The sequence below is a fragment of the Halorubrum orientale genome (assembly GCF_059623105.1).
The window spans coordinates 1-26,189 of the sequence record NZ_JBSPSR010000007.1 but is presented as its reverse complement, the minus strand read 5'-3'; the positions used below and the strand labels follow the sequence as shown (position 1 = coordinate 26,189).

Below are 26,189 nucleotides of genomic sequence, written 5' to 3'. Positions count from 1 at the left end.
GCCGCATATGTCTCTTCGCAACAAGCTATCCAGCTGTCTTCTACCGAGCGTCACCGCAGAACGCAATCATCCAGAAACCTCTCTCACCGCAAAGCTACATAACCCGAAAAGTAATTAATGACAAGAAATCATTACGAACAAATAATGTATGCCTCCCTCTTACAGTTGCCCTCCTTATCAGACTCATTCCTAAATTGGGTTGACGTTGTACAGGCGATTGGCGGTCTTGTTTTGTCTTTGCTAATATATCTTGTATGTCGTAATATCACTTATGAATATATTGACTCCTCTACCGCGAAAAGGATTCTTGAATCTAAAGACCAGTAGTCTTCACTCAATCTGAGGCGCGATGAGTGCGGCAGAGAGTCAGAACAATTTGGCGTGATTATTCATCAACTCCCTTTCAATACAAATGTAAAGGACGCATTTGTGTCAATTCTGTAGTTAGTACCTATGCCAATTCGTCAGCATCGTCCCCCAACAGATGAGTTCGTAGATGAGTTTCAAGATACGATTGTTCCCTCCGCAATTCCTTCGACAGAGTTCATAGACTGGGGTGGGATTGAGGATGAGATTGAAAATTATGAAGTCCAAATTGATGCGATTCTCGACCTCCAAGATGTTTCCAAAGACGAATTTGTGGAAGGACTTACTGATGCTTTGATTGCCGCCGATGATACTCGAAAATGGATTGATTTCTACTTCGAGATTCTCGGAGAGCGAGGTAACAAATACAGCGCCCTCGAAGGTGTCTGGAAATTCTATGACATTCAGCGCGCTATCGACTCCGGTGACAGACAAGTCGCGCGTGATTTGGCTGACATACTTCAAGAAATCGGCCTTCAGTATGTCGTGGACGTAGCAGATGTTCGAGACCATTATCGAGGGATGCTCGTTGGGATGGAATCTCACGCTCGAAAAAACCGACAGGGAGAGTGTTTTGAGGAGTTAGTGGGCGAGCAGATAGCCGGGATTGCTGACCATCTCAATAACGCGGGGTACTCCGTCGAAATGGACGACGAATATACGACCGAATACAACGACGAATCAGGGCAAAAGAAGACCGTGGATTTTGCGCTGTTCGAGGATGGCGACCTCCGGCTCGTGGTTGAGGCAAATGCCTACAAAGTCGGTGGGAGCAAGCCCTCCGAGATACGCCGTTCGTACAACCACGTTGCGCAACGGATGAGAAACGACGATGTGGCTTTCGTGTGGGTCACAGACGGGCAGGGGTGGGAAAAATCGCTTACAAACGTTCTCCGAGAGAGCTACAACGATATAACTGACCTCTACAATCTTCACCAGGCAGAAAATCAACTTCCCGAGGACGTAGAACGGTTCTTCGAGACGAAGGAAGTGTAGATTGTTCTAATCTCCATATCCGTTCAACCCTTCTGTAATGGGCGTTTTTGTAAGCCAACCGTCTTTTTCTTCTCATGGACAACGGTGGCCTATTCATTACTCTCTACGATAAGGATACTCTCCAGTTATACCTTGACAAAGGGGTTTACGGTCAGCACATGACCCCACAGGAAAGCGAACCCTCCTCATACAGCGCCCACTACAAGACACTTGCCGACTACGCCGCCACCCGCGAGGGGAAACACGTATTCTTCTTCCTCGACCGCGAAATCTACTACGGTGGCCAAATCGTCGGCTCAGACGAACACGGAGCCTTCTACATCAACGGCCAAATGAGTCCAATGGGCCGAGAGGCAGACGCTCCACTGGTGTGGGACGAATCTCCCCGGGATGACTATGGCGAGACGGACGAGCTGGGAGTCTTTGACGCCGGAGGCGACCGAGGCGAGAAGTGCCAGCCCTTCCTCATACAGTTTGAGGATGACAGCGATATGGCCGGGCGGTACATTATTTCCGACCAACTCTACTTCGACCTTGGAGAATACCCCTACCCTCTGCCGTCGAACAGCATGGCAGGCATGGGATTCTGTACAATCACACCCGGTGAGACAGATATTCTCCTTGACCTACTCAAGAACGAACACGAAGGAGAGATTGAGCCGGTCAGCGACGAACCCATACAGCTGGAAGGTGACCCTGTTCCCTTCTCGCCTGAATATGGTGTTGACTCTCCTAGTGAGGCCCATCCTGAGTCACACCTTGAGGCGTCTCTGATTGCGAACCCTGCCCTTCTACCAGAACATATCCAACCGGATGGCGCAACAATCTGCCGACAAGTCCCAATCTCTCCGTTCAGAACGAGTAATATTGACCAAGCCGACGTATGCTACTTCACGGAGGATAGGATTCGAGATGGAACAATACCGAACACCGTTCTTGAACTAAAAATTGGGAAAGCAGGTAAATCAGCCTCTCAGCAGGTAAATCGGTATCTAAGATGGCTCCACGACCGACTCGGAAAGGATGCCCAAGATATAGAGATTCACGTCTATGCGCCTGGTTTTACCAGCACATTTGACGACTATATTGAAAACGAGCTACTGGAGCAAGTAGAAAAATACAATTTTACTGAAGAAGAGCACCAGTCAACGCTATAACTCGTCAGTTGAAGTCTGCGAGTCCCTGTTGGCCGGCCTGCCGTCGTTTAGCAGGAGGAACGTTCGTGGCAATGATTTCATCTACTTCATCGCGGTTTGATGCGTCGCTGTTAATGGCCCGTGTTGCGCCCTCTTTCTCGACGTAGAAGCCCGCCTCGTTGTACATCTCGTACATCACGCCGCTGTTACTAAGAATAACATTTACTCCCCGTCTATCAAGCTCCTGTGCTAACTCAAGCAGGCGTTCTTGGTCTTCTTTGCCGAATCCTTCTTCACTATAATCATTGAAGGATGCGGTAGGACTCATCGGCTCATACGGTGGGTCGAAATACACCAAGTCTCCTTCCTCAACTTGCTCGGAAACATACCCGAAGTCCGTGTTTTGAATCTCGATATTGTTGAGGACACCGCTCGCCTTTCGAATTTCCTCGGCTCGAACCCAATCGGGATTACTGTATCGACCGATTGGGACATTGAATCCACCAGTACTATTCTCGCGGTAGAGTCCGTTGTAGCAAGTCCGATTTAAATAAAGAAGGAGAGCCGCTTCTTCGAGTTCATCGAAGTCATCGCCGTATGGTCGGTTATTGAACCGCTCGCGTTGCTGGTAGTAGTAGTTCTTAATCTCTTTACCTTTCCTGTTGGATTCAGTAAACTGTAGGTCAGACTCAGGGTCAGACTCGGGGTCGTCAAATGACCGTAGACGCGTGATTAAGTCCTCAGGGCGGTCACGAACCTGCTTGTAGAAATTAATTAGCCGAGGGTTTGTATCGTTGATAGTCCCGTTATCGGGCTCTAAATCGAAGAACAAGGCCCCGCCTCCAAAGAAGGGTTCGTGGAAATGAGCATAGGATTTCGGGAATCGAGCGTATAATTCATCGAGGAGTTGTCGCTTCCCACCGGCCCACTTGAGAATTGGGCTAACCATCTTGTTAGCAGTTGTTTTGGCTTCAGGCTTAAACGTGGCCATTCAATATACCTTGAACGGTTTTTCGTACTGTACTTTTAAGCCGTCTTCTTCGCAATCATTGTCTGTGACCCCTGACCGCGATAAGGAATCAGGAAAATTCACGGAGAAGTACTCTCGTGAGGCGTTTCTCCAAGCGGTCAGTTTACTCGACAATGCGACGACGGCCCGTGTTGCGGACGAAGTGGGCTGTTCATACGATTTAGCCTATAGACGACTGATGCGATTGGAAGAAGATGGAGAGGTATCCCGAACAAAAATTGGCTCGTCGTTCGTCTGGTCATAGTAGCGGAATTCGTTCTAAGAAAACTCCCGGCTGATTCTGAGTGCGGCGAGAACGCGGCGCATCTAAAACAAACATGTCTGAGGAATACTTATTGTCGCAAACACATTATTACGTCAATTGTCGATTCCACCGGTATCCGACATACTGGGTGTCAATTAAAATATGGAAATCCATGAAGGTCAACCAGATAGTGTCAGGAGGTACTTGTTAGGCCGCTTACTCTGTACACTACCTGTCTACTTCTGTTAACTAATACGGGGTATCCATATATCCCATACGAACCCCTCCTTGATTGATACGTGTCCGGTTTGAATGGGTGGCCTTCCTGCTGGATAGGGGCTCTACCGTATCAGGAGCCGTATATACTATAACGTATCTGGATAGAGTTTATACCGTATCAGGAGCCGTATTGGGGGTTCTACCGTATCTGGAGCCGTATATCCTATATGGAGTAACGTATCCGGTTTAGACAGTTGCCTTCCTGCTGGATAGGGATTATCCGGAATAGGGTAATCCGTATATTCTATATGGACCCTCAACCTATCCCTCTATAAGTCTCCCTTTCCTTCTCCCAGAACGACTCAAACATGAGCTGTAACCGATATTCGGGCCACCGCTATGGGTACAGCGCTCTATCAGACGCAACAGGACGCCCGCAGAGCGATTTTTAATCTGCCTGAATGGTTTCCCACGTTCAGGAGAATAAAAGCTGTCTACGGGCCTGTCAGAGCCGATATGAGCAGTACCGATTATACAAACTGAATTCATTTAACTTATTCAGATGTTTTGCTATACGATGATTGTCGATATACTACCGAGCTTACGGCATGGTATAGCATATAGGCGCTTAGAACACGACTTGGAATTGGGTTTCCAAATATGACCTTACCCGACTCGATAAAATATCAAAATTTTGGTTGCTTTAATGGCAAATATCGGTAATATAGAGTCACCAGCCATTCTCACTCACAATATGTAACTGATGAATGAGGAGTCGGGATAGTCGCGTGCCTACCACGATTTAACCCGACTCAGGGGTTAACCAAACCCAACCTAAAGGGGCTTTCCCAACCAGAGATATGCCCCGTCATATCATAGGAACATAGAAATATTAAGCATATCGGTCTTGTCACTCTCTATACTGGAGCGCGCCTGAGATTGACAGAACGCCAATACTTTTACATATTACCGTAGTGCGTTCGAGATAATCAGTTATGTCGCACAAATCGTCTATACGCTATGTTCTTGTCTAATCACCTCCGGTAATAATATCATTTTATCCGAGAAGTCGCTTATAAACCCCCGACACCCTATATTAGAGGACTTGTATTACTATAAGTAGGAACTACCGGGACAAGGGAGACTCAGAGGGATTACTAACGGAATCTGGTATAGGTAAACATCCAGAGTAGCCGAATTTGATTCCGAGTTCAGCAGGAAGGCGGCGTCAAAAACCGTTCCGCTGTGAAACAGAGGTCTACATCGAAACAAGATAAGCCGGGTTTTGCCAGAGTGCCGCCCTTCCCGCAGAACTCGTCTTACCGAACCCGAGACCTCTGAAGTGGTTTACTCCAGTATTGGACTCCGTCTATGACTTTATGTTGAATATTCGAAACTATTCGTCGTTCAGTTCTACGCGGGCTACGTCCGGATGAGAAAACTCGTCTTGTATTTTCTGTAAGTGTTCCTCGGGCGTAAGCCGGAGAAACATGGGCCCGTTGTCTATTCGTCCTAACGGGCTTGTAGGCCCCCAATTGGGGTTTTTTCTGGGAGATGTAGTTCAAGTCGATTTAACTTAGATTCAACGTCTTCCCACCCGGATTCCGGGTGAGTAATAGCCATGTTGTACGTGTACCTATCGGGCTTTTCTACGTACCCAATTTCTACGCCCTCTGTATCATAGAAACGGAGTCTCCAAACCATTATAGAATAGTCAATAGGAACCTGCTACAAATTAAGCTCGTTGCGAAAGTAGTCTTGTGTGTACTTCGGCTCGCTCCGCTGGGTGGTGTGGCTCCGAATCTCATCCACGTACCCCATCAATTCGAGGAAGCCGTCTTCCGTACTCCCGAGACCATCTTCCAGTCCGGGTATCAGGTCTTCCAGCGCGACCTCGACCGCCTCGGCCCGGACCAGAATGTACGGTCGAATCAGATAGAGGAAGTCCCGAATGTCGTCTCGCTTTGACAACTCCAGCCGGAAGTTTTCTTCCCGCTCTCGGACTCGTGGCTCTATGCCGTGGTTCATACAGAACTCGTCCAGAAAGCCCATAACGGCAGGCCGAGTGTTCTCGACGTGTATCTGGAGGTGAATAACGTGGTCGAACCGAGCGCCGTCGTCTTTCGTGACCCGGACCTTGAAGTTGGAGCCGAAGTCCAAAACGCCAGCCACATACGGGTATTTCCACGGCTCGTCGGGTCGCTCTATCTCTCCGGAGTCTGTCATCATGTGATGTGGAACCTCCGATATATTCAGTATATCTTATGAGAATAAGGTACAGAAATCCAATATGAACTCGTTGTGTTCTTGTTTGAATTCTCTGGTTAGTAAGACGGCGACACCGGTCCAGATACATCTTATAGACGCAGTTCCCCGGTAACTGCGGTACGCTGAACCGCTTTAATGTGCGCCCTTCCCGCAGAACTCGTCATACCGAACCCAAGACCTCCGAAGTTGCTTACTCCAATATTGGACTCCGCCTATGGTTGTATGTCGATACTATTCGTCGTTCAGCACGCTATCCGCAACGTCCGGATGGGAAAATTCGTCTTGGACTTTCTGTAAGTGGTCTTCTGGCGGCCACTCGTCTATCATCGGCCCCGTATCAGATACCCATTCCGGGGACGTTAGACCGCTCTCGTCTTTGTCGGACAAGTGCCGCTTCTTCAATTCCAGCTTATCTTTGAAATCGTCCCATCCAGAGTCGGGGTGGGTAATAACGACGTTGTAGGTGGATTTGTCGGGCTTTTCAGCGTACCCAATCTCTACACCTCCATTATCATAGAAGCGAAGTCTCCACACCATTATAGAATACTCAGTAGGAACTTGCTACAAATTAAACTCGCTGTCTATCAGTTCAGGACAGCTGTCGCCGGTACTCCTGAGCCGGTCTCTCACTCTGGGTATGAGTTGTTGAGTGACCTCAGACAGTTAGTACGGAAAATGTCCATCCTGACAAAGCTTAGAATCTATGGCGAATTCAGGTAGCGTATGTAATAATCCGTAGTAATTATGAACGGCGGCTCTCTCCTCGACGCCATTCTTGAAACTCAGAATGGTCTATCTCGTGCTGTCGGCCGTCCTCATGCTCAGCGATAGTCGTTCCCATCTGGATACTAACTCTATCTACAGGGTCATCACATTCGGGACACCGGAATGACTCTGGCTCCTCAGGCGGTAAATCAGGCCAAATACCCATTCGTTGAGCCATGCCAGAACAATACATACAGAAGTCCGAATGAGCTCGGTGTAACTGCCACTCGTGGTCTGTTACCTCCTCTAATGGTTTTAGCCTCTCAGAGTCGGGACCGGGAACATTCACGTCAATACTACAGATTGTGTCTCCGTCCTTGACGATATGGTCTCTGTACATTTTCCGGTAGTAGACGTAGAACGACGGAGCAACCTCTGAACGGTTTTGTAGCCAGTTTCCGAGTCGGTCAGCATCGGACGGCCATAGTGTGATTTCATCTGTATCGTAGCCACGTCCACGAATCTGAACCGCCCCTGTGTCTTCGTCCTGTACTGCCCGTCCTGTAGCGAAATGAACTGTGTCTTCCATTATCTGCTGGGTGTTGTCGCTGCCTTCCCGCTGACTTCGGCTCCTATGTGGACTATCGGAGGTACCGTTCGAGGTCTGTGTTGAAACTCTCCATTAGGGCCCGTTCGCTGTCGGGTAGCCGGTCGTCGTGGATTGCCTCCTGAACGCGCTCTTGAACAAGGACAGCCTGCCGTTTTGAGGGTTTCAGACCCATGATACACTTAAGAGACGGAAGAACATATATATGTCGGGTAGATTACACTTAGAAGGGGTCTTCTGGGTTTAGCCCATCCCGTCAAGAGCGTCTTTGCGGTCTTCTATCGGTGCTTGGTCATACTTCATGGTCGTGCGCGGGGAGCGGTGACGCAGTTGAGCCTGTGCGGCGGCCAAGTCCTCTTCCCGAGTCATGTACGTCCCGACCGAGTGTCGGATACTGTACCAGCTCATCTGCCGATACTTGTAATCAATTCCGGCGTTGTCACAAAGGGTGTGGAGAAGACGCCGCAGAGAAGACGAACCGTAGGGATTCCCGTATTTGGTAAGCCAGAGTGCGTCAGTTCCCTCATAGCGAGTATAATTCTCGCGCTCCTCTAACCACCGAGATAGTGCGGTACTCGTCTGTTCGGTAAGAGCGACTATCCAGTTGCCCTCGTTCTTCGATGACTCCTCCTTTGGAATTCGGAGGACGCCGTTATCGGTATCAACCCATCGGACGGTTGCGCGCTCAACCTCTATAGGACGAAGGCCAGTATCGAGAGAGGTGCCGACAAGACTCGGTATCTTCCACCCGTTCGCTCGGACAAAGTCGGCGTCGGTTATGGCCTCTTTGGGCTTTTCGAACCGTTGAGCAAGATAGGCTGTCCATCGGTCGTACTCTTCCCCAGATACACTCGTGGCGGCAGGAACGCTCCCGTACTCTAATGAGGCTTCCCGGATGGCCTGACGTTCTTCCCGGGTGAGGTAATCGCGCGGTTCGTTCTGGCTGACCGAAAAAGAAAACTCTGAATCGTAGTCGAGGTTCTTGCCGCGCTCGTAGTTCCAAAATTTGAATACCCGTTTGAGAGATTTCTGCGCGGTATGGACGTAGGTATCGCTGTAGTCCTTCTCAGAAAGGAGGAGGCTGTCGAGGTACTCATCGGCCTCTTCGGGTAGGATTCCGATGGTGTAGGCCTCTTCGCGGTCCCACTTCCAGCGATAGAAGCGGTCAACGTGGTAGGTCACGTTGCGGATTGTCCCGTCAGCGTATCCTTTCCGGCGCTCGGGTTTCTTGCCTTGTTTGGATAGCCACCGAATGAGTTTCTGTTTATAGTCCTCGTAATCGGCGAGTTTGCGGGGACTGAGTCGGTCTTGAATTGGTTGGGTGACGGTCGGGATTCGGGTCATCCTATTTGACCTCTTCTATGTGAGCCTGACAGTTTCTGAAAACCGCATGACTGCGGCGTTGTCTCAACTGACTGACCACATAACGCTTGGTGTTCGGATACATTATTTCAGTCCGAACCCCAGTAAAATCGCAAGACGGCGGAGCCGTCTTATGCGCCGGCCGGGATTTGAACCCGGGCCATGAGCTTGGAAGGCTCAGGTCCTACCACTAGACCACCGGCGCTTAGTATGATGATTTGTATGCCGGGATAAGGACCTTACCCTTTCCGTCGGTTGTGGACGACCGCATAACAGTTGCCACTCGAGACCGTCAGGTCCTCGACGACGAGGTCACTCGCCGCGAGGTCAGCAGCAAACTCATCCGGATCGTAGATGTGGTAGTATCGCGGCACGGTCTCGCCGCCCGGAAGCGTCCAATCAACAGTTGTATCGAACCCGGCGTCGCGGTCGAATCGGTCGTGAGCGGTACTCCACACACTCACGAGTGCGGTCCCATCGGGACGGAGCACCCGCGCCAACTCCGATAAGCTCGCCACGCGGGTCGCCCGCGGCGACAGGTGATGCAGCGTCGCAACGTAAGTCGCGAGGTCGACCGATGCGGTCGCGATCGGGAGGTGAGCCGCGTCGCCGTGGATGAAGGCCGTTGCATCGGCGAAGCCGCGGTCGCGAGCTCGTTCGACCGCCGTGTCGAGCAGCCCACGGCTGAGGTCGATGCCGACTGCGAGGCGGGCGCGATCGGCGAGGAGCTCCGTGTGGCGCCCGTTCCCACAACCGACGTCAAGCGCGCGGTCGACAGCCCGGTCTTCGAGGAACGCCGTTACTTCCGGCCAGGCGTACTCGCGCGTGACCGCGAAGTGGTCGGCGATCCGATCGTATGTCGACTGCGGGTCCATATGTGTGTCTTCGGCCGGCCGACCACATTAGCTCTGGTGGCCGGCGGTGTGACGGCGCGTCGGCTGGAACTGCCGTTACGTTGATACGGCGTCGTGACCAATGATGGAATAAGAAATGCGGCGTGATTACTTCGAACTGACCGTCGATGGCGTCGACGCTGGCGCCGACGAGCCGATGACCCCCACGGTCCGGATCGACTTCCACGGACCGTCCGGGCTGCTCCGCGATCGACTCACCGGGTCCGACGGCGACCTGCTCACCGCCTCGGCGATTGACGTCGCGTTCCGGCTCCGCGACCCGCTCTCGGCTGGCGAGGCAGCGGGTGTCGTCGCCGTGACGAACCGCTTCACCGGCGAGTTCGTGCTTGAGCTTAACGAGACGGCCGCGGACGTGCTTCCGTTCGTCCGCGCCGCCCGTGAGACCGCTGACGGCGACGACGCCAGCTACCGGATCGAAATCGACATCGAGGGAGACCATCTCGTCACCTATGATAAAGAGACGTTCCTGGTGTACGACCACGAGGGGAACCTCCTGCGCAGCGAGAGTCTGATCCCGTCCGGCGTCGAGCTATAAGTGGGGTCGCGTCTAGGTCGGCCGCTCACTCCTCGCGTATTCGAACCACGTCGCCCGGCGACAGCCCGAACACTGTTGCACCATCGCCGTCATTGACGTCACACTCTACGTGGCCGTGGCTCCCGACGGTGACGAGTTTCGCGCCAGGGTCGACGTCGGCAAACGTCTCGGCCACTGAGACGACCGCGTCATTCACCCGGATGCGATCGCGGTCGCCGTCCTCGACGACTGGTCCAGGGATGTTCGTGATGGCGTTGCCGAAGTCGTCGACGACGAGCACCTCCCCGTCGACGGCCAAGCTGTCCGTCTCGGAGTAGCGTGTCGGCTTCGGAATCTCGAGGTCAACGTAGTCGTCGACGTGAGTCAGCCAATCGAGATCCTCGAGCGTCTCGTGGAGTTCGGCTGTGTGGTCGGCGTCCCGTTCGCCCGGCTGTGCGATCGCCTCGACGATGTCGGCGGCCGCAGGAGCGAAGACGTCACGGCCGTGAAAGGTCGCACTCGCCGGATCGAAGCCGTCGATTCGATAGACGTCGATCGCAGACGACGAGGGTGACGCGCTGTCGCTGCCCTTCGAGTCGGTCACCAGTACCCGTGCCGGTGGGAGCGCGAGTCCGTTGTCTGGAGCGACAATGACGTGGCCGTTCGCGCGGACGACGATCGCGTCGCGGTTGGTGCCGACGCCTGGATCGACGACCGCACAGTGGACAGCCGGCGGAAACTCGGGGAGGACAAAGCGAAGCCAGAAGGCGGCCCCGAGCGGATCACCACGCGGGAGCTCGTGGCTGACGTCGAGGAGGTCGGCGTCGGTTCGACGTCGAACGACGCCGCGCATCGCAGCAGGGTACGGAGTGCCGAAGTCCGAGGCGAGCGTGAGCAGCGGCCGGGGATGAGAAGCGGATGACTGGGGAGTCACAGGTGGGTGATTGGGGTGATGGTCACAGATGGGTGATTGTCATAGATCGGTGGTGGTGTCGGTCTCAGCGATGCGGCGGATGCGTTCGACGCCGTCGATCTCTTCGATGACGTCAACGACGGTGGTCGGCACGAGGTCCGTCCAGTCTCGATCGTGGATCATGCGTTCACGGAGCTCTGCGCCCTCTAAGACGTCACGGCGGAACATCGGGGAGCCTCTGACTTCAACACCGGCCTCCTCGAAGAGCCTGACGACGAGTGGGTTGTTCGAGTAGGCGACGTCGAAGCGGGGAGTCATACTCCGGACGTGGCTCACCCAGACGGCGTTGCGGTCAAGGTCTTCGATCGGGACGACGTAGGTGGTGACGTCGAGGTCCTCGACGGCCTTCGTGACCATCATCACACGTTCGCCGGCAGTGAAGGGGTTCCGAGTGGTGTGTGAGTCGCCAGCCGAGCCGATCCCCAACACCAGCTCGTCGACCTCGCTGGTGATCTCCTCGGCCATGTACCGGTGGCCGTCGTGGAACGGCTGGAACCGCCCGATGTAGAACCCCCGCATGGATCCACCTAGCGGCGGCTTCATTTATAAACTCCCCGGGACGTCCGTGAGCGGTAAGACGGCCAGTACGTGGCGATAGCGGCCGGCTCACGGGTTTCGGATGTGATCTCCGTGGGGAGAAAGTATATCAGTAGCCGACCCGTTCTTTGGATTAACGGTTACAGACTTTATGAGCAACGAGAAGGACACGAACGACCCACCGGAGGAGGACGCTGCGCCGCCGGACGATTCCGTGTCGCCGGCGTCGGACGAAGACGTCCGAGCCCCGGTTAGGGACGACGATTCCCGCGATACCCACGACGACCACGCCGCGGTTGACGACGAGACCGCAGAGCCCGACCCGGCCGAGGATGGATTCCGCGAGCCGACGGTCACCGCGGCTGAGTCTGACGACGGGCGAGGCGATGACGGGCAGAGCGAGGACGCCGAGTGGGACGACGGAGACGAATGGAACGATGGAGACGAGTGGGACGACGGCATCACCATCGAGGACGACCTCGGCGACGAGAGCGGTGACGCTGGTGTCGGAACCGGTATTGACGGACCCGACAACGGTGGAATCGAGGACCTCGGCAGCACCGTTGAGGTCGATGGGGCTGCGATCGACGAGGACCCTGACGAGGACGACCTCCTTGGAGGGCTCAACGTCGATACGACCGACGAGATCTCGATTCCCGACAGACTCGTCGACCAAGTGATCGGCCAGGAGCACGCCCGTGACGTGATCATCAAGGCGGCCAAACAGCGCCGCCACGTGATGATGATCGGCTCGCCCGGGACCGGGAAGTCGATGCTCGCGAAAGCGATGTCCGAACTCCTCCCGAAGGAGGAGCTCCAGGACGTCTTGGTGTATCACAACCCCGACGACGGCAACAAGCCGAAGGTGCGGACAGTGCCTGCTGGGAAAGGCGACCAGATCGTCGATGCACACAAAGAGGAGGCCCGCAAGCGCAATCAGATGCGGTCGCTTCTCATGTGGATCATTATCGCCGTGGTGTTGGGCTACGCGCTCATCATCGTCGGCCAGATCCTTGTGGGCATCATCGCGGCCGGTGTCGTCTACTTGGTCTTCCGCTACCTGAACCGCGGCTCCGACGCGATGATCCCGAACCTGTTGGTGAACAACGCGGACACGAAGTCCGCCCCGTTCAACGACTCGACGGGTGCACACGCCGGCGCGCTCCTCGGTGACGTCCGGCACGACCCGTTCCAGTCCGGCGGGATGGAGACGCCGAGCCACGACCGCGTTGAGGCCGGTGCTATCCACAAGGCCAACAAGGGTGTGTTGTTCATCGACGAGATCAACACCCTCGACATCCGGAGCCAACAGCACCTGATGACGGCGATTCAGGAGGGCGAGTTCTCGATTACGGGCCAGTCCGAGCGTTCCTCGGGTGCGATGGTCCAGACCGAGCCCGTCCCGACGGACTTCGTCATGATCGCCGCCGGGAACCTCGACGCGATGGAGAACATGCACCCGGCGCTGCGCTCGCGGATCAAAGGCTACGGGTACGAGGTGTACATGGAAGACACCATCGAGGACACCCCGAAGATGCGCCGGCAGTACGTCCGGTTCATCGCACAGGAGGTCGCCAAGGACGGCCGGCTGCCGGAGTTCACCGCGGAGGCCGTCGAGGAGATCATCCTCGAGGCGAAGCGGCGCTCGGGGCGGAAAGGCCACCTCACGCTGCACTTCCGAAACCTCGGTGGGCTCGTGCGGGTCGCCGGCGACATCGCTCGTGGCGAGGACGCCGACGTCACGACCCGCGATCACGTGCTGCAGGCGAAGGGGCGTTCGCGCTCCATCGAACAGCAGCTGGCGGACGACTACATCGAGCGCCGGAAGGATTACGAGCTGCAAGTGTCTGACGGCTACGTCGCCGGCCGGGTCAACGGTCTCGCCGTGATGGGCGAAGACTCCGGGATCATGCTGCCGGTGATGGCCGAGGTGACGCCAACGCAGGGCGGCGGTCAAGTGATAGCCACGGGTCAGCTCAAGGAGATGGCCGAGGAGTCGGTCCAGAACGTCTCGGCTATCATCAAGAAGTTCTCCGACGAGAACATCTCCGAGAAGGACATCCACATCCAGTTCATCCAGACCGGCCAGCAGGGCGTCGACGGCGACTCGGCATCGATCACGGTCGCCACCGCGGTCATCAGCGCCCTAGAGAACGTCGGCGTCGACCAGAGCCTTGCGATGACGGGCTCGCTGTCGGTCCGCGGTGACGTGCTCCCCGTCGGCGGGGTCACCCACAAGATCGAGGCGGCCGCGAAGGCCGGCTGTGACCGGGTCATAATCCCGCAGGCGAACGAGCAGGACGTGATGATAGAAGAAGAGTACGAGGAAATGGTCGAGGTGATTCCGGTCTCACACATCAGCGAGGTGCTCGACATCGCGCTTGAGGGCGAAGCAGAGAAAGACTCGCTCGTCGACCGGCTCAAGTCGATCACGGGGTCGGCGCTCAACGAACAGGGCGTCTCCAGCCCGTCCAGTCCGAGCCCGCAGTAGGCACGAGGGCAACCACGGCGCGGGGTCGATCGCGGTGTGGGATTGGTCGCGGCAATAGTTCACTGCGGTGCAGATTCACTGCGGTCGTGCTCGGCCGACGCTTTTTGTACGATTCCGCCGTAGTATGTGTCATGTCCGGCAAGCCGACCGTGGGCGAATACATGACGCGGGACGTCGAAACGGTGAGTCCAGACGACACGGTCGCGAGTGTCGCCCAGCGGATGATCAACACAACCGGCCACAAGGGGTTTCCCGTCACCGAGGGGCGAACCGTCGAGGGGTTCGTCTCTGCGGGTGACTTATTGCTCGCCGATGACGACGCGCCGGTATTCACCGTGATGTCGACGGACCTTATCGTTGCACACCCGGATATGCGGGTCACCGACGCCGCTCGGGTGATCCTTCGATCCGGGATTCAGAAGCTGCCGGTCGTTGACGATGCCGATAACCTCGTCGGGATCATCTCGAACGCAGACGTTGTTCGCTCACAGATCGAACGGGCAACCCCCGGCAAGGTCGGCAAGCTCATACGGACCCTTGAGCAGATTCACGGAGTGACACTGGCCGAAGAACGGCGCGAGGTGCCACTCGCTGACCTGATCCCAACGCAGAGTCGGGTGTACGCCGATGAGCTTGAGGGGCGCAAGTATGAACTTGAGCGAGGACTCGCCGAGCCGCTCGTCGTCATCGACAACGATGGAACGTTACACCTCGCGGACGGCCACCATCGGGCGATGGCTGCACACGAGCTGGATATCGAACTCATGGACGCCTACGTTATCGTCACCGAAACGCCCGTCGAGTTGGGGATGGCAGAAACGGCCCGCAAAGAAGGGCTCGTATCCGTCGAAGACGTCGAGATAGTGGATTACGCGCGACACCCGCTCGTCGAGACGACGAAGCGACTGCAGTGAGTGGGGATTCACACATTCCGGTCTCGAAACCGGCACACCTCAACGGTAACGGGGAGGTCTTCAAAGTCGTCATCTGCCCTCACGACGAGTGTGGCCGCACGCTCGTGAGCGAGCGCGATAGCATACGCGTCGGGCAGCGATAGCCCGCCGTCGTTGGCCTTGCCGGACGTGAGAGTGGTTGTGTGGATACAACGATGTCGCGGAACCCGGGTACTAATCTGCCACGTCCTCCCCAGCCGATTCTATCCGCATGTGCCAGTGGCTGTATGATCGACACGACTGTGCGACACACGGACACCAATTGGGCCACACCCTCCCCAGCCGACTCGCGACGGTGCCTGCGGCACCTCGCTTCGTCCCTCGCACGCGCTCGCGAGCCCGCCTTCGGCGGCCTGCGAGGCGCGCGCCACCGCAAGGGGAATCGTCAACGGGCTGTCCAGCTGTATCGGGTGTCCACTCACCACGGTCACCGTTGACATCCTCCCCGCGCTGAAGCGCGAGGATTCCCACGGCACCGCACCGCTGAGTTGGGATATTGTGGTTTACCACGTGATCTGTTCTTGAGGTGCGAACGCACCAGTTTCCTTGTCAAACAAGAACGTCGATGGCTGTGCCAACCAGCCGTTACTCCTATCACCGCCATCCATGGCGGGACTCGGAGATACTTTCTGTCGGATGTTTTCGGCCCCGTTCACATCAGCGTTCGCTACCGTCCCGCAGTCGTCACACACGTACAATCCACGTTCAACTCGGTTCGCGTCACGCTTGCGACCACAGCAGGAACACGACTTCGACGTGTCCTCCTCGGAGACTTCCTCGACCGTGATACCTTCCATCTCCGCTTTGTATTCGAGGAGGTCGGTGAACCGGTCAAATGCCCACGAGTGCAAGTCGAGGTTGCCGTGTTTGCCCCAGTTTCTCGACTCCTCAGAGTCATCCTCTTCGCGGATTCCCGAAAGATCTCCCACTACGATCGTTCCAACGCCTTGCTCAACACACCGTTCAACAATGTGTTTCGATAGCGTATGGAAATAGTGAGTGCGACGAGCCGACTTCTTGTGATTCAGCCGGGTGGCCTGCTCAGAGTTTGAGTCGTCACACCGGGCAATCCGCTTGCTGAAGTAGTAGTCGTCCCGCTTCAGACAGTTCAGCGGATACAGCTCGCTGTGGCCGTCTTCATACGCGAGCGCGGCGAAGTTGTTGATCCCGAGATCAACGCCCACCGTCTTCTCACCGGGGGCTTCAGCCACCTCTAGTTCAACCTTACAGACGAAGTGCAGTTCCCATTCCTCACCCGTCCAAACTGTCCGAACCTGTTGGACGTTCTCGACGGTCGAAATATCAACGTCGGGGCGAGTCTGGTACTCACAGAGGATGAAGTCCGACCAGTAGTCCTTGAGGTTTGACCCCTTTGAGAGTCGAACGCGGTTGTACTGAGTGTCGAGTTTGAAGCCAGCGGCTTTGAACGTGACTGTCGATCGCGGGTGCTCGTCACCGTGTTTGCGGTAGCTGGGTGGATTCGCTTTCGTATTCCCGTTACGTCGTTTACCGTACCACCCGTTGAACGCTTCAGCGAGTTCTTAAAGGACTCGCTGACTTGACTGCGAATGTAGGTCAGCATAGCGTTCGTGAGTTTTGAGGTACGTGGTGAGCTCGTTGTGGTTCGGGATGTGATCGATTTCATCCCAGATCCGACTGCACGTCCACCGTCCAACGTTCCAGAGCTTCGAGGCAGCGAACCCGAGCGAATCAAGGTCGTCTTGCACCCGAGACTGGTTCCGCATGGACGCGGTATAGGTGCGGGTGACGACTTGTTTCGCCATGCGTAACCTATGTAGACAAAATTACTTGAAGCTGTGTATTTGCTCAGCGTGGAATATCCAGCCGTGCCATCGGACGGTGGAGTGTGAAGGCTAATGTCGGATTCATCCCCGCGCTAAAGCGCGAGGCTTTCTCCTTGTTTCTCCTTGATTCTCCGTAAGCAACCCCGCCGAATGCCCTCGCGTGGGAGCCGTCTCTATCAGCGGTTGAGCACACGGCGGTTTTATTCGTCGCGGTAGGGTTCACAGACGCGCTTGACGCCCTCCTCGAAGCCGATCTCGGGCTCCCAGCCGGTGGCCTCGTGGAAGCTCGTGTAGTCGGCCATGGTGTCGTGAACGTAGCCGTCGAAGGGACACTCGATATACTCGGGGTCGATGTCGGCGCCGAGCGCGTCGTTGATCATCGCGACCATCTCGTTGAAGCTGTAGGCCTCTTGAGTGCCGACGTTGTACACGCCCGTGAGCTCGTGGTCGGCCGCGAGCTCGCAGGCGCGGGCGACGTCCGAGACGTGGGTGAAATCCCGCGTTTGGGAGCCGTCGCCGAACAGCTCGGGCGCCTCGCCGTTCGCGATGGCGTCGGCGAACTGTGCGACCGTGTTCGCGTACTCGCCTTTGTGTTCTTCGTTGCCACCGAAGCCCTGGTAGACGGAGAAGAAGCGGAGGCCGGCCATCGCCATCTCGTGGTGGTTCGCGTAGTACTCGGCGTAGCGCTCGCGGGCGAGCTTTGAGGCCTCATACGCTGTGTGTGCCTCCACGTCCATGTCGACGGGCGAGGGCTCGGTGCGGCTGCCGTAAATCGAGGAGGTGGAGGCGTAGACGACGGCGTCGCATCCTTCTTGACGGGCGCGTTCGACCGTGTTGATGAACCCCTCGACGTTGACGCGGCAGCCGCGCTGAGGGTTCTCCTCGTGCATGTTCCGCGAGGAGAGCGCGGCGAGGTGAAAGACGACGTCAACGTCGACTGGGAAGTCGTCGGCGAGGACGGAAGTCTCGTAGAACTCGACCGCGTCGTCGAGGTTCTCGGACGTGCCGAGGTAGGTGTCGTCGACGGCGATCACGTCGTTGTCGCCGGCGAGTCGGTTCGCGAGGGTCGAGCCGATGAAGCCCGCGCCGCCCGTGACGAGGACGCGTTTGTTCTGCATACTTGAGATGGGATAGATACGCTCAAAGGTGTGTTGATACGGCAGGTTCGGCGGTCGTGTACGTCCAGTCACGGTTGCTGACTGCGTCGTCCTCGATGCCGAGCCGCTGATCGCGCATACCGGCGGTGGACTCGGGAGCGACGTCGTCGAGAGACGGTAACTGGCAGGTCGACCTGCTTCACCGAAGCCGTTGTATACATTGAACACAACGTATACGTATGGGATCCATCTCCGCGCGCGTTCCCGACGATCTGGAAGAGGAGCTTGAGCGGTTCATCGACGAGGAGCGCCTCGACACGAGCACGGCGGTCCGAAAGCTGCTCTCGGAGGGATTAGACGCGTGGCGAACGGAACAGGCACTCGATCGGCTCGAGCGTGGTCAGGTGACGTTCAGCAAAGCAGCCGAACTCGCGGGCGTGGATGTGTGGGAACTCGCCCGGCTCGCCCGCGACCGAGACTGTACATGGGTCGGCAACGACCACCTCGAATCTGACCTCAAGGAACTCTAATGTTTGTTTTCGATGCGACACCGCTCATCTACCTCGCCAAAGCAGAGCGACTCTCGTTGCTCAGTCGTCTCGATGCATCTCGGTTGATTCCACAGCGTGTGTACGAGGAGGTTGTGACGACTGGTCTCGACGCCGGCTACCCGGATGCCCGCCGCGTCGAACGGTCGGTGGCAGACGGTGTGTTCGAGGTAGTTCCAGCACCTGAGAATGGGCTCTTTGAGCGACTCAGAGAGAACCCGAACGCCAGTGATGCCGACGTTTCGGTATTGACACTCGCAGCTGACCACGGTGCGATAGCCGTGATGGATGACGCATACGGCCGGAACATTGCCGACGTAGAAGCCATTGACACGTGGGGCACCGCCGCGCTCGTGCTCTCATTAGTCCGGGACGACGAACTCGAGGCGGACGACGCCCGGGAGACGCTGGAGGTGATGCTCGATTCGGGGTGGCACTGTTCACCGCGCCTCTATGCCAAACTGCTCTCAAAGCTGGCGGCGCTCGCCTCGTAGTCGCTCCACTCACCGACAGCGTGCCGGTAACTCGTATCGACGAGGATGTGAGCGAGACATTGCTGCGACATCCGGACACTAATTGGACCACAGCCTCCCGGGCCGAGTTCGTACGAATGTGGGAGTGACTGTGTGAACGAGACGATGCTGCGACACCCGGGCACTAATTGGCCACACCCTCCCCAGCCGATTCGCGAGTCGCCCACGGGCGACTCGCTCATCCCTCGCACGCGCTCGTGGGCACGCTCCGCGGCCCACGAGGCGCGTGCCACCGCGGAATGGGTGGCTGGGTGGCTGAGTGGCTGGGTGGGTGTACGTCAAGCGAGTGCTAAGCGTCTCACTCCATCACGAAGCGAGCGACCGTTTTCAACGGGCCGAGATCAACGTCGAACCGCTCCTCAAAGCTGAGCACGAGCGCGACCTCCTCGGATTCGATCCCACCGAACCGGAGGATGACGACGACGTACGCTGTCATGAAGACGACGAACATGCCGACGAGCACGGGCACCGTAATGGCAAAGAACGTCCGGGTCGCCCAGTGGACAACCGCGACGAGCGTGAGCGCGACGACCCCCGGCCGAACGAGTCCCCGAGAGAAGGGGTGGATGCCCGTCGCCCGGTAGAGCTGGGTGGCGTACAACAGATTCAGTGTGATGTAGGAGATCGCGGTCGCCACGCCGGCCCCGAGGTAGCCGTAGGTGGGTATCAAGAGTAGGTTCAAGAGGGCGTTCACGACCGCGACCGCGACAGAGTCCCACATCACGAGGCGGGTGTGACCGATTGCGGTGAGCGTGTTGGCGTTCGGGCCGGCGATGGCGTGCGTGAAGTACGCGACAGCGAGCAGCGTAAGCGCGGTCGCGCCCGGTCGATACTCGCTCCCGAACGTCACGGCGATAGTCATGTCCGAAAAGAGCGCGACGACCAGAAACACCGGGAGAGTAGCGACGAACACCCACTTCGTGACGACTTGATAGATCCGGCGCATTTCGTCGGGGGCGTTGTCGGCGTGGAGCTCAGAGATGATCGGCATGAACAGAAAGCCGAAGGAGGTGAGCGCGACCGTGAGCAGCTGAGCGATCGGATAGACCACGTTGTACACCCCGACCGCCTCGGTGCTCGCGAAGTATCCGAGCATGAACGTGTCAAGGTCGGTGAGCACGAAGCCCATCGCTGCGCTCACGACGAGCGGAGCCGAGAAGGCCACGAGGTCACGACGCATCGGTGTCGGGCTGACCGAGGCGAGAAGCGGGGTGCGCCGCACGACGAACGCGAGACCGACGAGGGCGGCCGCGACGTACGCGAGGGCGTACGCGGAGGCGACGCCCACGGCACCCGGACCGACAAAGACGGCGACCGCGACCGCGAGAAAGCGCGTGACGGGCGGGGTGACGTTCTGGACGACGACTTTGGGGGCCGCCTGCTGGAGCCCCTGGATCGCGCCGACGGAGAGCTTGGTGAGCGCCGCAAAGGGGATCGCGAGCCCGAAGATGCGCACGAACGGGGCGACGGCCGGGTCACCGAAGGCGTGCGTGGCGATCGGGTCGGCGAGACCGGCGACGAGGAGCCCGATGGCCGTGACGACGGGGACGACGATCTCGAACGCAGAGACGAGGACGCCTCGCCGGTCGGCATCGTCGTCGAACCGCGGAAGGTAACGAGCGACCCCGGTGTGGAGCCCGAGGAGGCCAAGCGTCGAGAGGAGACCCAACGTCGTTACGCCGAGTGAGACGGCTCCGTAGTCGACCGGCCCGAGCACACGGGCGATGACCGCCTTCGCGAGAAAGGAGACGCCGAGTTCGAGCACGAGGCCGAAAAAGAGCAGCCCACCGCCGGCGAAGAGTCTCTCGATGGATCCCTCGAGCGAGCGGCTCATATCGGATAGTGGGTGTGGTGATAGCCTAGGTCTTGTGAATCGTGGGTGGTCGGGGATGACGGTTGACACTAGTCACTGATCGATTGGGTGGGTGAGTCGGCTCCACGAACGATTTAACACCAGTGCTCGTCACCGACGTGTATGGGAACCGCTGGTGTTTCTGCGGTGATTCTCGCCGCTGGGGAGGGTCGCCGACTTGAACCGCTGACGAATCGGCGGCCAAAACCGATGGTACCGATCGCTAACCGGCCGCTACTCGAACACGTCCTCGAGGCGGTCGTCGCCGCCGGCATTGACCACGTCGTCTTCGTCGTGGGGTACCGCCAAGAGCGTATCCGGAATCACTTCGGTGATGGCGGCGAGTGGGACGTCGACATCGACTACGTCGAGCAGTCGACACAGCTGGGTACGGGTCACGCCGTATTGCAGGCCGAGTCTGCCGTCGACGGGCCGTTTGTCGTCCTCAACGGCGACCGGATCGTCGACCCAGCGATCGTCGTCGAGGTGTGTGAACGCGCCGCATCCGGTGAGACACCGACGATGGCCGTCACGCGGGTCGACCAACCACGCGCGTACGGCGTCGTCACCCTCGACGGCGATCAGGTCGTCACGATCGACGAAAAGCCCGAGGGACCCGTCGAGACGGGCCGCATCAACGCTGGTGTGTACGGCTTCTCGCCGGCCATCTTCGAGTCGATCCGTGAGACGACGACCGCCGGCGAACTGACGATCACCGCGACGCTCAACGACCTCGCGGTGTCGGCGGGTGTTCACGCCGTCTCGTACGACGATCGCTGGCTCGACGTCTCGAACCTCTGGGACCTCCTCGCGGTGAACGCCGCGCTCATCGGTGCGGGCGAAGCGGCGGGTGAGGGTGCGAGAGGCGATGAGAAGACGGGAGACGCTGAGCCAACCTCCGAGACGACGGGGGCTCATCCTGACTCCGTGTCGGTCGCCGACGATGTCGTCCTCGCGGACACGGTTCGGGTAGGCCCGAACGTGACACTCGGCGGGGCAACAGCGATCGGGCGCAACGCCACCGTCGAGGCTGGGGCCGTCGTCGAGAACGCAGTGGTGTTTCCCGACGCGGTGATCGGTGCCGGCGCAGTCGTTCGCGACGCGATAATCGCGGGGAATGCCCGTGTCGGGCCCAACACGACGATCGCGGGTGAGCCGGCCACGGTCGTCGTCGGCGACACAGTTCACCACGACGTGGCGCTCTCGGGGGTCGTCGGCGACAACGCGACGATCGGTGCGGGCGCTACCCTCACCGATGGCGCCGTGGTCGGTGACGACGTGGCGGCCGAGGCCGGGGTCGTGGTCGACGGACGCGTAGCGCCCGGTGCGGTCGTCCGGAGGGGGTAACCATGTGTGGAATCATCGGGCTCATCGGCGAGGTCGGCACGCGCGAAGCGAATGGCGAGCCGGGACCGTCGGTCGGAGAAGTCGTCCACCAGGGGCTGGCGAATTTAGAGTACCGCGGCTACGACTCCGCAGGTGTCGCACTGGTCGACACGGCAGACGGGCTCACCGTCGCAAAGCAGTCGGGGCAGGTCGACGAGCTCGCAGTGCCCGAGTCGGATGCGGTGACCCACGGGATCGGTCACACCCGGTGGAGCACCCACGGCCCGCCGACGGACGCGAACGCACACCCACACACCGACTGTGCCGGCGACGTCGCGGTCGTCCACAACGGGATCGTCGAGAACTACGAGACGCTGAAGAACGACCTCGAGGCCGCCGGGCACACGTTCACGAGCGACACCGACACCGAGGTGATCCCGCACCTCCTCGAGGACGCGCTGGCGACCGACCCGGACGCCGACCTGCTCGATGCGGTCCGCCGAGTGGAGACCAAACTGGCAGGCAGCTACGCGATCTGTGCGGTTCGTGAGGGTGACGACCGCATCGTTGTCGCCCGGCGCGGGAGCCCGCTGGTGATCGGGCGGGGAGCAGACGCCTCTTTCGTCGCGAGCGACGTGACGGCCTTCCTCGAGCACACCCGTGAGGTGACGTACCTCGAAGACGGCGACGTGGCCGCCCTCGACGCCGGCCGAGTGCAGGTGTTCCACGGCGGTGAGCCGGTCGACCGCGACGTCGAGACCGTCGAGTGGGAGGCCGATGCGGCCGAGAAGGGCGGCTACGACCACTACATGCGCAAGGAGATCCACGAACAGCCCGAGTCGCTGCGGCAGACGCTCGCCGGGCGGTTAGACGTCGAGTCGGGTGACGTCGACCTCGACGTCTCGTTCCCGCCGGGGGTGCTTGCAGACGTCGAGGAGATCCAGATCGTCGCCTGCGGGACGTCGTACTACGCGGGGCGGTACGCCGCCCAGCTGTTCGAGGAGTTCGCCGGAGTGCGGGCGACCGTCGAGATCGCGAGCGAGTACGCGTTCGGTGCGGGACGGACGCCAGACCGAACGCTCGTCGTCGCGGTGACCCAGAGCGGGGAGACAGCGGACACGCTCGGCGCGGTTCGGCGGGCGAACGCCGCCGGAGCCCGGACGCTCGCGGTGACGAACACGGTTGGGAGTACGGTCACCCGCGAGACCGACAACACGGCGTACATCCGCGCGGGTCCGGAGATCGGGGTGGCTGCGACGAAGACGTTCGCCTCGCAGGTCGCGACGCTCGCGATGCTCGCGGTGTTGTTCGGTCGCGACCGCGGCGCGCTCGGGGCGGCCGACGCGCGTTCGGTGCTGGAGGACTTGCGAGGACTGCCTGGCGCGGTCCAGCAGGTGCTCGACGAGGAGGACGCGGTGCGGGAGGCTGCTCGCGAATACGGCGACAGCGAGGCGTTCTTCTTCGTCGGGCGGGCACTCGGCGTGCCGGTGGCGCTTGAGGGCGCGCTGAAGCTCAAGGAGATCTCCTACGACCACGCGGAGGGGTTCACCGCCGGGGAGCTCAAACACGGGCCGTTGGCGCTCGTGACGTCGGAGACGCCCGTGCTCGCGGTGTTGACGGAGGGGGCGGACGCTGACGAGACGATGAACAACGTGACCGAGGCACAAACACGGGGGGCGCCAGCGCTCGGGTGTGTGTCGGCCGGCGAGACGTACGGCACCCTCGACGTGTCGTTTTCGGTGCCGAACGTGGGTGTGGTCGAGCCGCTCGTGGCGAACGTGTACCTCCAGCTGTTCGCGTATCACGTGGCGAACGCGAAGGGCCGGGCGATCGACAAGCCGCGGAATCTGGCCAAAAGTGTGACCGTGGAGTGAAGAGATCGTTCTCCAGAGACACGGTTGTTTTCAGCTGCGTTACATTAAACAGCATACCCGATGGCGGCTGCGCAATCTGCCCTGCCACGGACTCGAGCGCAGAGACAGCACACATATTTGCAGAACCCAAATATATATTGAGAGTGGCCGTCTACACGCACGTATGACCGAGTTCGATCCGGCTCCCACGTCCGACGATACGCAGCGTCGGTGGCAGATGGGGACAGACACGTTCGGTCGCGTCTACGACGTCGTCCTCGGCGTTACCGCTCCGACTCCCTACACCGAGATCGCCGCGCTTGCGGACTGCTCTCCGAATGCCGCAAAAAAGCATCTCGATCGGTTAACAGAGATGGGTATTGCTCGGGCCAAGAAAGACAGCCGCCCGGCAACATACGAACGGAACGAGGGGTATCTCGAATGGCAGGACGCCAGTCGAATCGCAGCCGAACTCCCTATCGAACAGATCATCGACCGCGTGGAGGCGCTCGAAGCCCAGCGAACGGAATACGAAGCGCAGTTCGAGACGACGGACCCAACGGCTGTTACCGTGTTTGACCACGACAGTCACGAAACCATCCATGAGCGGATGGCTACCATCAGCGAGTGGCAAGGCGTCATTCGGGATATCCGACTGTACGAACTTGCTCGTCAGCTCTCCCAGAACGATGGCCATCTGATTCCGGCCTAGATGAGCCAGCCACCGAAAGACCCGACCGCACGCGCGACGGGGCCACCAGATAGACAGACACTGCGCCTGCTGGAGCGGCACCTGTCGTCAGATTCACTCGTCGCAGAGACTGCGTTCGACCCGGATGCATACGAACCTCGACTGCTTCGTGGGCTAGTGGACGCTGGACGATACCCGGGTGCAGTGACGACTGCTCGTCTCGACGTCCGATGGTTCACGACTGGCGACTTCTCGATTCACTACGTCGAAGGACACGAGGACGGAGACCGCTGGGAGTGTCGCTGGGACCGGCACCCAAACGCACACAACACCCGGTTGCACTTCCACGAGCCACCGTCTGCCATCGAGATCATCGACCTCGAACTCCCGTCGCTCCATCCGCTCGAAGTGTACGCCACCGTCCTCACGGCCGTAGAGCAACGCATCGAGACACTGTGGTCGTCACGGTGAGCACGTATCACGTCGAGCGAGCGACTCATGGCAGGTGGTGGGTGTGGTGATAGAGTAGGTCTTGTGAATTGGGGGGAGCCGAAAGAGCGGTGTGCGGGGGTAGGTCGCGACCACCAATTGTCATTAGTACAGTGATCGAGCACGGGGAGTGTCTGACCCCTCATTGCCGCTGTAACGAGTACTCCGGAATAGGTTGATTGGCGTCTGCATGTGTGCCGCCTTACAGCGGCAACCCGGGGTGAGAGTGTAGCAATACGTGCTGCAGTACTCGACAGCTAACGCGCCTTCACAGCTACTGTGTGGATTCCACGAGTACATACAGCGGCAATGAGGGGTGTGCTTTTTTATACTATCGTAGTACCGTGTTGTGGCTATTGACCGTGACTCACCGACGGGTGGGAGAGAGTATATTTCGTGTGCTCTGTGGGTTAGTATGGGGGCAGCGCGTCGCCAGAGGCTCATACTGTGCGCAGGCGATTTCAATCATATCATACAAAATCGTACTCTGTGGCTCCATTTGTATGGCTGTCTGCAAGCAGGATCAGACACACCACTCTTCCAGGCGAAGCTGGGAGAGAGTTATAAAAAATCGAGGAGAATACCTGACCCTTTAGGGTCAGGATGAATCTGACACATCGGAGGCAATCCACGTTCGACTGCTAACCCGAGATTTCTAATCAGTAGTTTCAACTGGCGGG

Annotated in this window: 21 protein-coding genes, 1 tRNA gene and 1 pseudogene; 11 read left to right on the top strand and 12 right to left on the bottom strand. The window is 58.3% G+C overall.

Going from position 1 to position 26,189, the window contains the following annotated elements:
- Positions 1-453: 453 nt before the first annotated feature.
- Positions 454-1,362 carry a DpnII family type II restriction endonuclease gene (locus ACWUI7_RS08450; protein ID WP_496641791.1) on the top strand — a complete coding sequence of 303 codons (909 nt, stop codon included), beginning with the start codon at positions 454-456 and terminating at the stop codon, positions 1,360-1,362.
- A gap of 74 nt (positions 1,363-1,436) precedes the next feature.
- Complete coding sequence (locus tag ACWUI7_RS08445; protein WP_496641790.1) at positions 1,437-2,519, top strand: PDDEXK family nuclease; 1,083 nt, start codon at positions 1,437-1,439, stop codon at positions 2,517-2,519.
- Positions 2,520-2,523: 4 nt separating this feature from the next.
- On the opposite strand, the gene ACWUI7_RS08440 is transcribed toward ACWUI7_RS08445, so the two are convergent.
- The 7 genes from ACWUI7_RS08440 to ACWUI7_RS08410 form a co-directional block, all read right to left on the bottom strand.
- Positions 2,524-3,447 carry a DNA adenine methylase gene (locus ACWUI7_RS08440; protein ID WP_496641789.1) on the bottom strand — a complete coding sequence of 308 codons (924 nt, stop codon included), beginning with the start codon at positions 3,445-3,447 and terminating at the stop codon, positions 2,524-2,526.
- Positions 3,448-5,719: 2,272 nt separating this feature from the next.
- The gene (locus ACWUI7_RS08435; protein ID WP_496641788.1) at positions 5,720-6,220 is read right to left on the bottom strand and encodes a hypothetical protein; all 501 of its coding nucleotides are present in this window, start codon (positions 6,218-6,220) and stop codon (positions 5,720-5,722) included.
- A 270-nt stretch (positions 6,221-6,490) separates the two neighbouring features.
- Positions 6,491-6,796: a hypothetical protein gene (locus tag ACWUI7_RS08430; RefSeq protein ID WP_496641787.1), complete on the bottom strand. Its 306-nt coding sequence runs from the start codon at positions 6,794-6,796 to the stop codon at positions 6,491-6,493.
- Between the two features lie 809 nt (positions 6,797-7,605).
- Entirely contained in the window at positions 7,606-7,746 is a 141-nt protein-coding gene (locus ACWUI7_RS08425) for a hypothetical protein (RefSeq protein ID WP_496641786.1), read from the bottom strand.
- Between the two features lie 68 nt (positions 7,747-7,814).
- Positions 7,815-8,915 (bottom strand): tyrosine-type recombinase/integrase, encoded by a 1,101-nt coding sequence (locus tag ACWUI7_RS08420; RefSeq protein ID WP_496641785.1) that lies wholly within the window; start codon positions 8,913-8,915, stop codon positions 7,815-7,817.
- 152 nt (positions 8,916-9,067) lie between these two features.
- Positions 9,068-9,138 (bottom strand) — tRNA-Gly (locus ACWUI7_RS08415).
- Positions 9,139-9,172: 34 nt separating this feature from the next.
- Positions 9,173-9,808, bottom strand: a complete 636-nt coding sequence (locus ACWUI7_RS08410) for a class I SAM-dependent methyltransferase (protein ID WP_496641784.1) — start codon at positions 9,806-9,808, stop codon at positions 9,173-9,175.
- Between the two features lie 115 nt (positions 9,809-9,923).
- Between ACWUI7_RS08410 and ACWUI7_RS08405 the strand changes: the two genes are divergently transcribed.
- A complete protein-coding gene (locus tag ACWUI7_RS08405; protein WP_496641783.1) occupies positions 9,924-10,382 on the top strand; it encodes a DUF5793 family protein in 459 nt (152 codons plus the stop codon).
- Between the two features lie 25 nt (positions 10,383-10,407).
- Here the strand turns inward: ACWUI7_RS08405 and ACWUI7_RS08400 are convergent, their stop codons facing one another.
- Positions 10,408-11,259, bottom strand: a complete 852-nt coding sequence (locus tag ACWUI7_RS08400) for an SAM hydrolase/SAM-dependent halogenase family protein (protein WP_496642053.1) — start codon at positions 11,257-11,259, stop codon at positions 10,408-10,410.
- A 75-nt stretch (positions 11,260-11,334) separates the two neighbouring features.
- Complete coding sequence (locus ACWUI7_RS08395) at positions 11,335-11,853, bottom strand: nicotinamide-nucleotide adenylyltransferase (protein ID WP_496641782.1); 519 nt, start codon at positions 11,851-11,853, stop codon at positions 11,335-11,337.
- Positions 11,854-12,022: 169 nt separating this feature from the next.
- Between ACWUI7_RS08395 and lonB the strand changes: the two genes are divergently transcribed.
- Positions 12,023-14,362: an ATP-dependent protease LonB gene (lonB, locus tag ACWUI7_RS08390; RefSeq protein WP_496641781.1), complete on the top strand. Its 2,340-nt coding sequence runs from the start codon at positions 12,023-12,025 to the stop codon at positions 14,360-14,362.
- Between the two features lie 131 nt (positions 14,363-14,493).
- Positions 14,494-15,276, top strand: coding sequence for a CBS domain-containing protein (locus tag ACWUI7_RS08385; RefSeq protein ID WP_496641780.1), 783 nt, complete (start codon positions 14,494-14,496; stop codon positions 15,274-15,276).
- Positions 15,277-15,818: 542 nt separating this feature from the next.
- Here the strand turns inward: ACWUI7_RS08385 and ACWUI7_RS08380 are convergent.
- Both ACWUI7_RS08380 and ACWUI7_RS08375 read right to left on the bottom strand, forming a co-directional pair.
- Positions 15,819-17,099, bottom strand: a pseudogene (locus ACWUI7_RS08380) (RNA-guided endonuclease InsQ/TnpB family protein).
- Between the two features lie 221 nt (positions 17,100-17,320).
- On the bottom strand, positions 17,321-18,238 hold the full coding sequence (locus tag ACWUI7_RS08375; protein ID WP_496641779.1) for an NAD-dependent epimerase/dehydratase family protein: 918 nt from the start codon (positions 18,236-18,238) through the stop codon (positions 17,321-17,323).
- Positions 18,239-18,456: 218 nt separating this feature from the next.
- Here ACWUI7_RS08375 and ACWUI7_RS08370 point away from each other — a divergent pair, with 218 nt between their 5' ends.
- On the top strand, positions 18,457-18,747 hold the full coding sequence (locus ACWUI7_RS08370) for a hypothetical protein (protein WP_496641778.1): 291 nt from the start codon (positions 18,457-18,459) through the stop codon (positions 18,745-18,747).
- Positions 18,747-19,259, top strand: coding sequence for a PIN domain-containing protein (locus tag ACWUI7_RS08365; RefSeq protein ID WP_496641777.1), 513 nt, complete (start codon positions 18,747-18,749; stop codon positions 19,257-19,259). The genes ACWUI7_RS08370 and ACWUI7_RS08365 overlap by 1 nt, the downstream gene beginning before the upstream one ends.
- 337 nt (positions 19,260-19,596) lie before the next feature.
- Here ACWUI7_RS08365 and ACWUI7_RS08360 read toward each other — a convergent pair whose 3' ends face one another.
- Positions 19,597-21,132, bottom strand: a complete 1,536-nt coding sequence (locus ACWUI7_RS08360; RefSeq protein WP_496641776.1) for a flippase — start codon at positions 21,130-21,132, stop codon at positions 19,597-19,599.
- Between the two features lie 141 nt (positions 21,133-21,273).
- On the opposite strand from ACWUI7_RS08360, the gene ACWUI7_RS08355 reads away from it, so the two are divergent.
- From ACWUI7_RS08355 to ACWUI7_RS08340, 4 genes are all read left to right on the top strand, one after another.
- The gene (locus ACWUI7_RS08355; protein WP_496641775.1) at positions 21,274-22,497 is read left to right on the top strand and encodes a sugar phosphate nucleotidyltransferase; all 1,224 of its coding nucleotides are present in this window, start codon (positions 21,274-21,276) and stop codon (positions 22,495-22,497) included.
- A gap of 2 nt (positions 22,498-22,499) precedes the next feature.
- Positions 22,500-24,350, top strand: coding sequence for a glutamine--fructose-6-phosphate transaminase (isomerizing) (glmS, locus tag ACWUI7_RS08350; RefSeq protein WP_496641774.1), 1,851 nt, complete (start codon positions 22,500-22,502; stop codon positions 24,348-24,350).
- 163 nt (positions 24,351-24,513) lie between these two features.
- A complete protein-coding gene (locus ACWUI7_RS08345) occupies positions 24,514-25,041 on the top strand; it encodes a DUF7342 family protein (protein ID WP_496641773.1) in 528 nt (175 codons plus the stop codon).
- The gene (locus ACWUI7_RS08340; RefSeq protein ID WP_496641772.1) at positions 25,042-25,491 is read left to right on the top strand and encodes a toxin-antitoxin system TumE family protein; all 450 of its coding nucleotides are present in this window, start codon (positions 25,042-25,044) and stop codon (positions 25,489-25,491) included.
- The last annotated feature ends 698 nt before the right edge of the window (positions 25,492-26,189 follow it).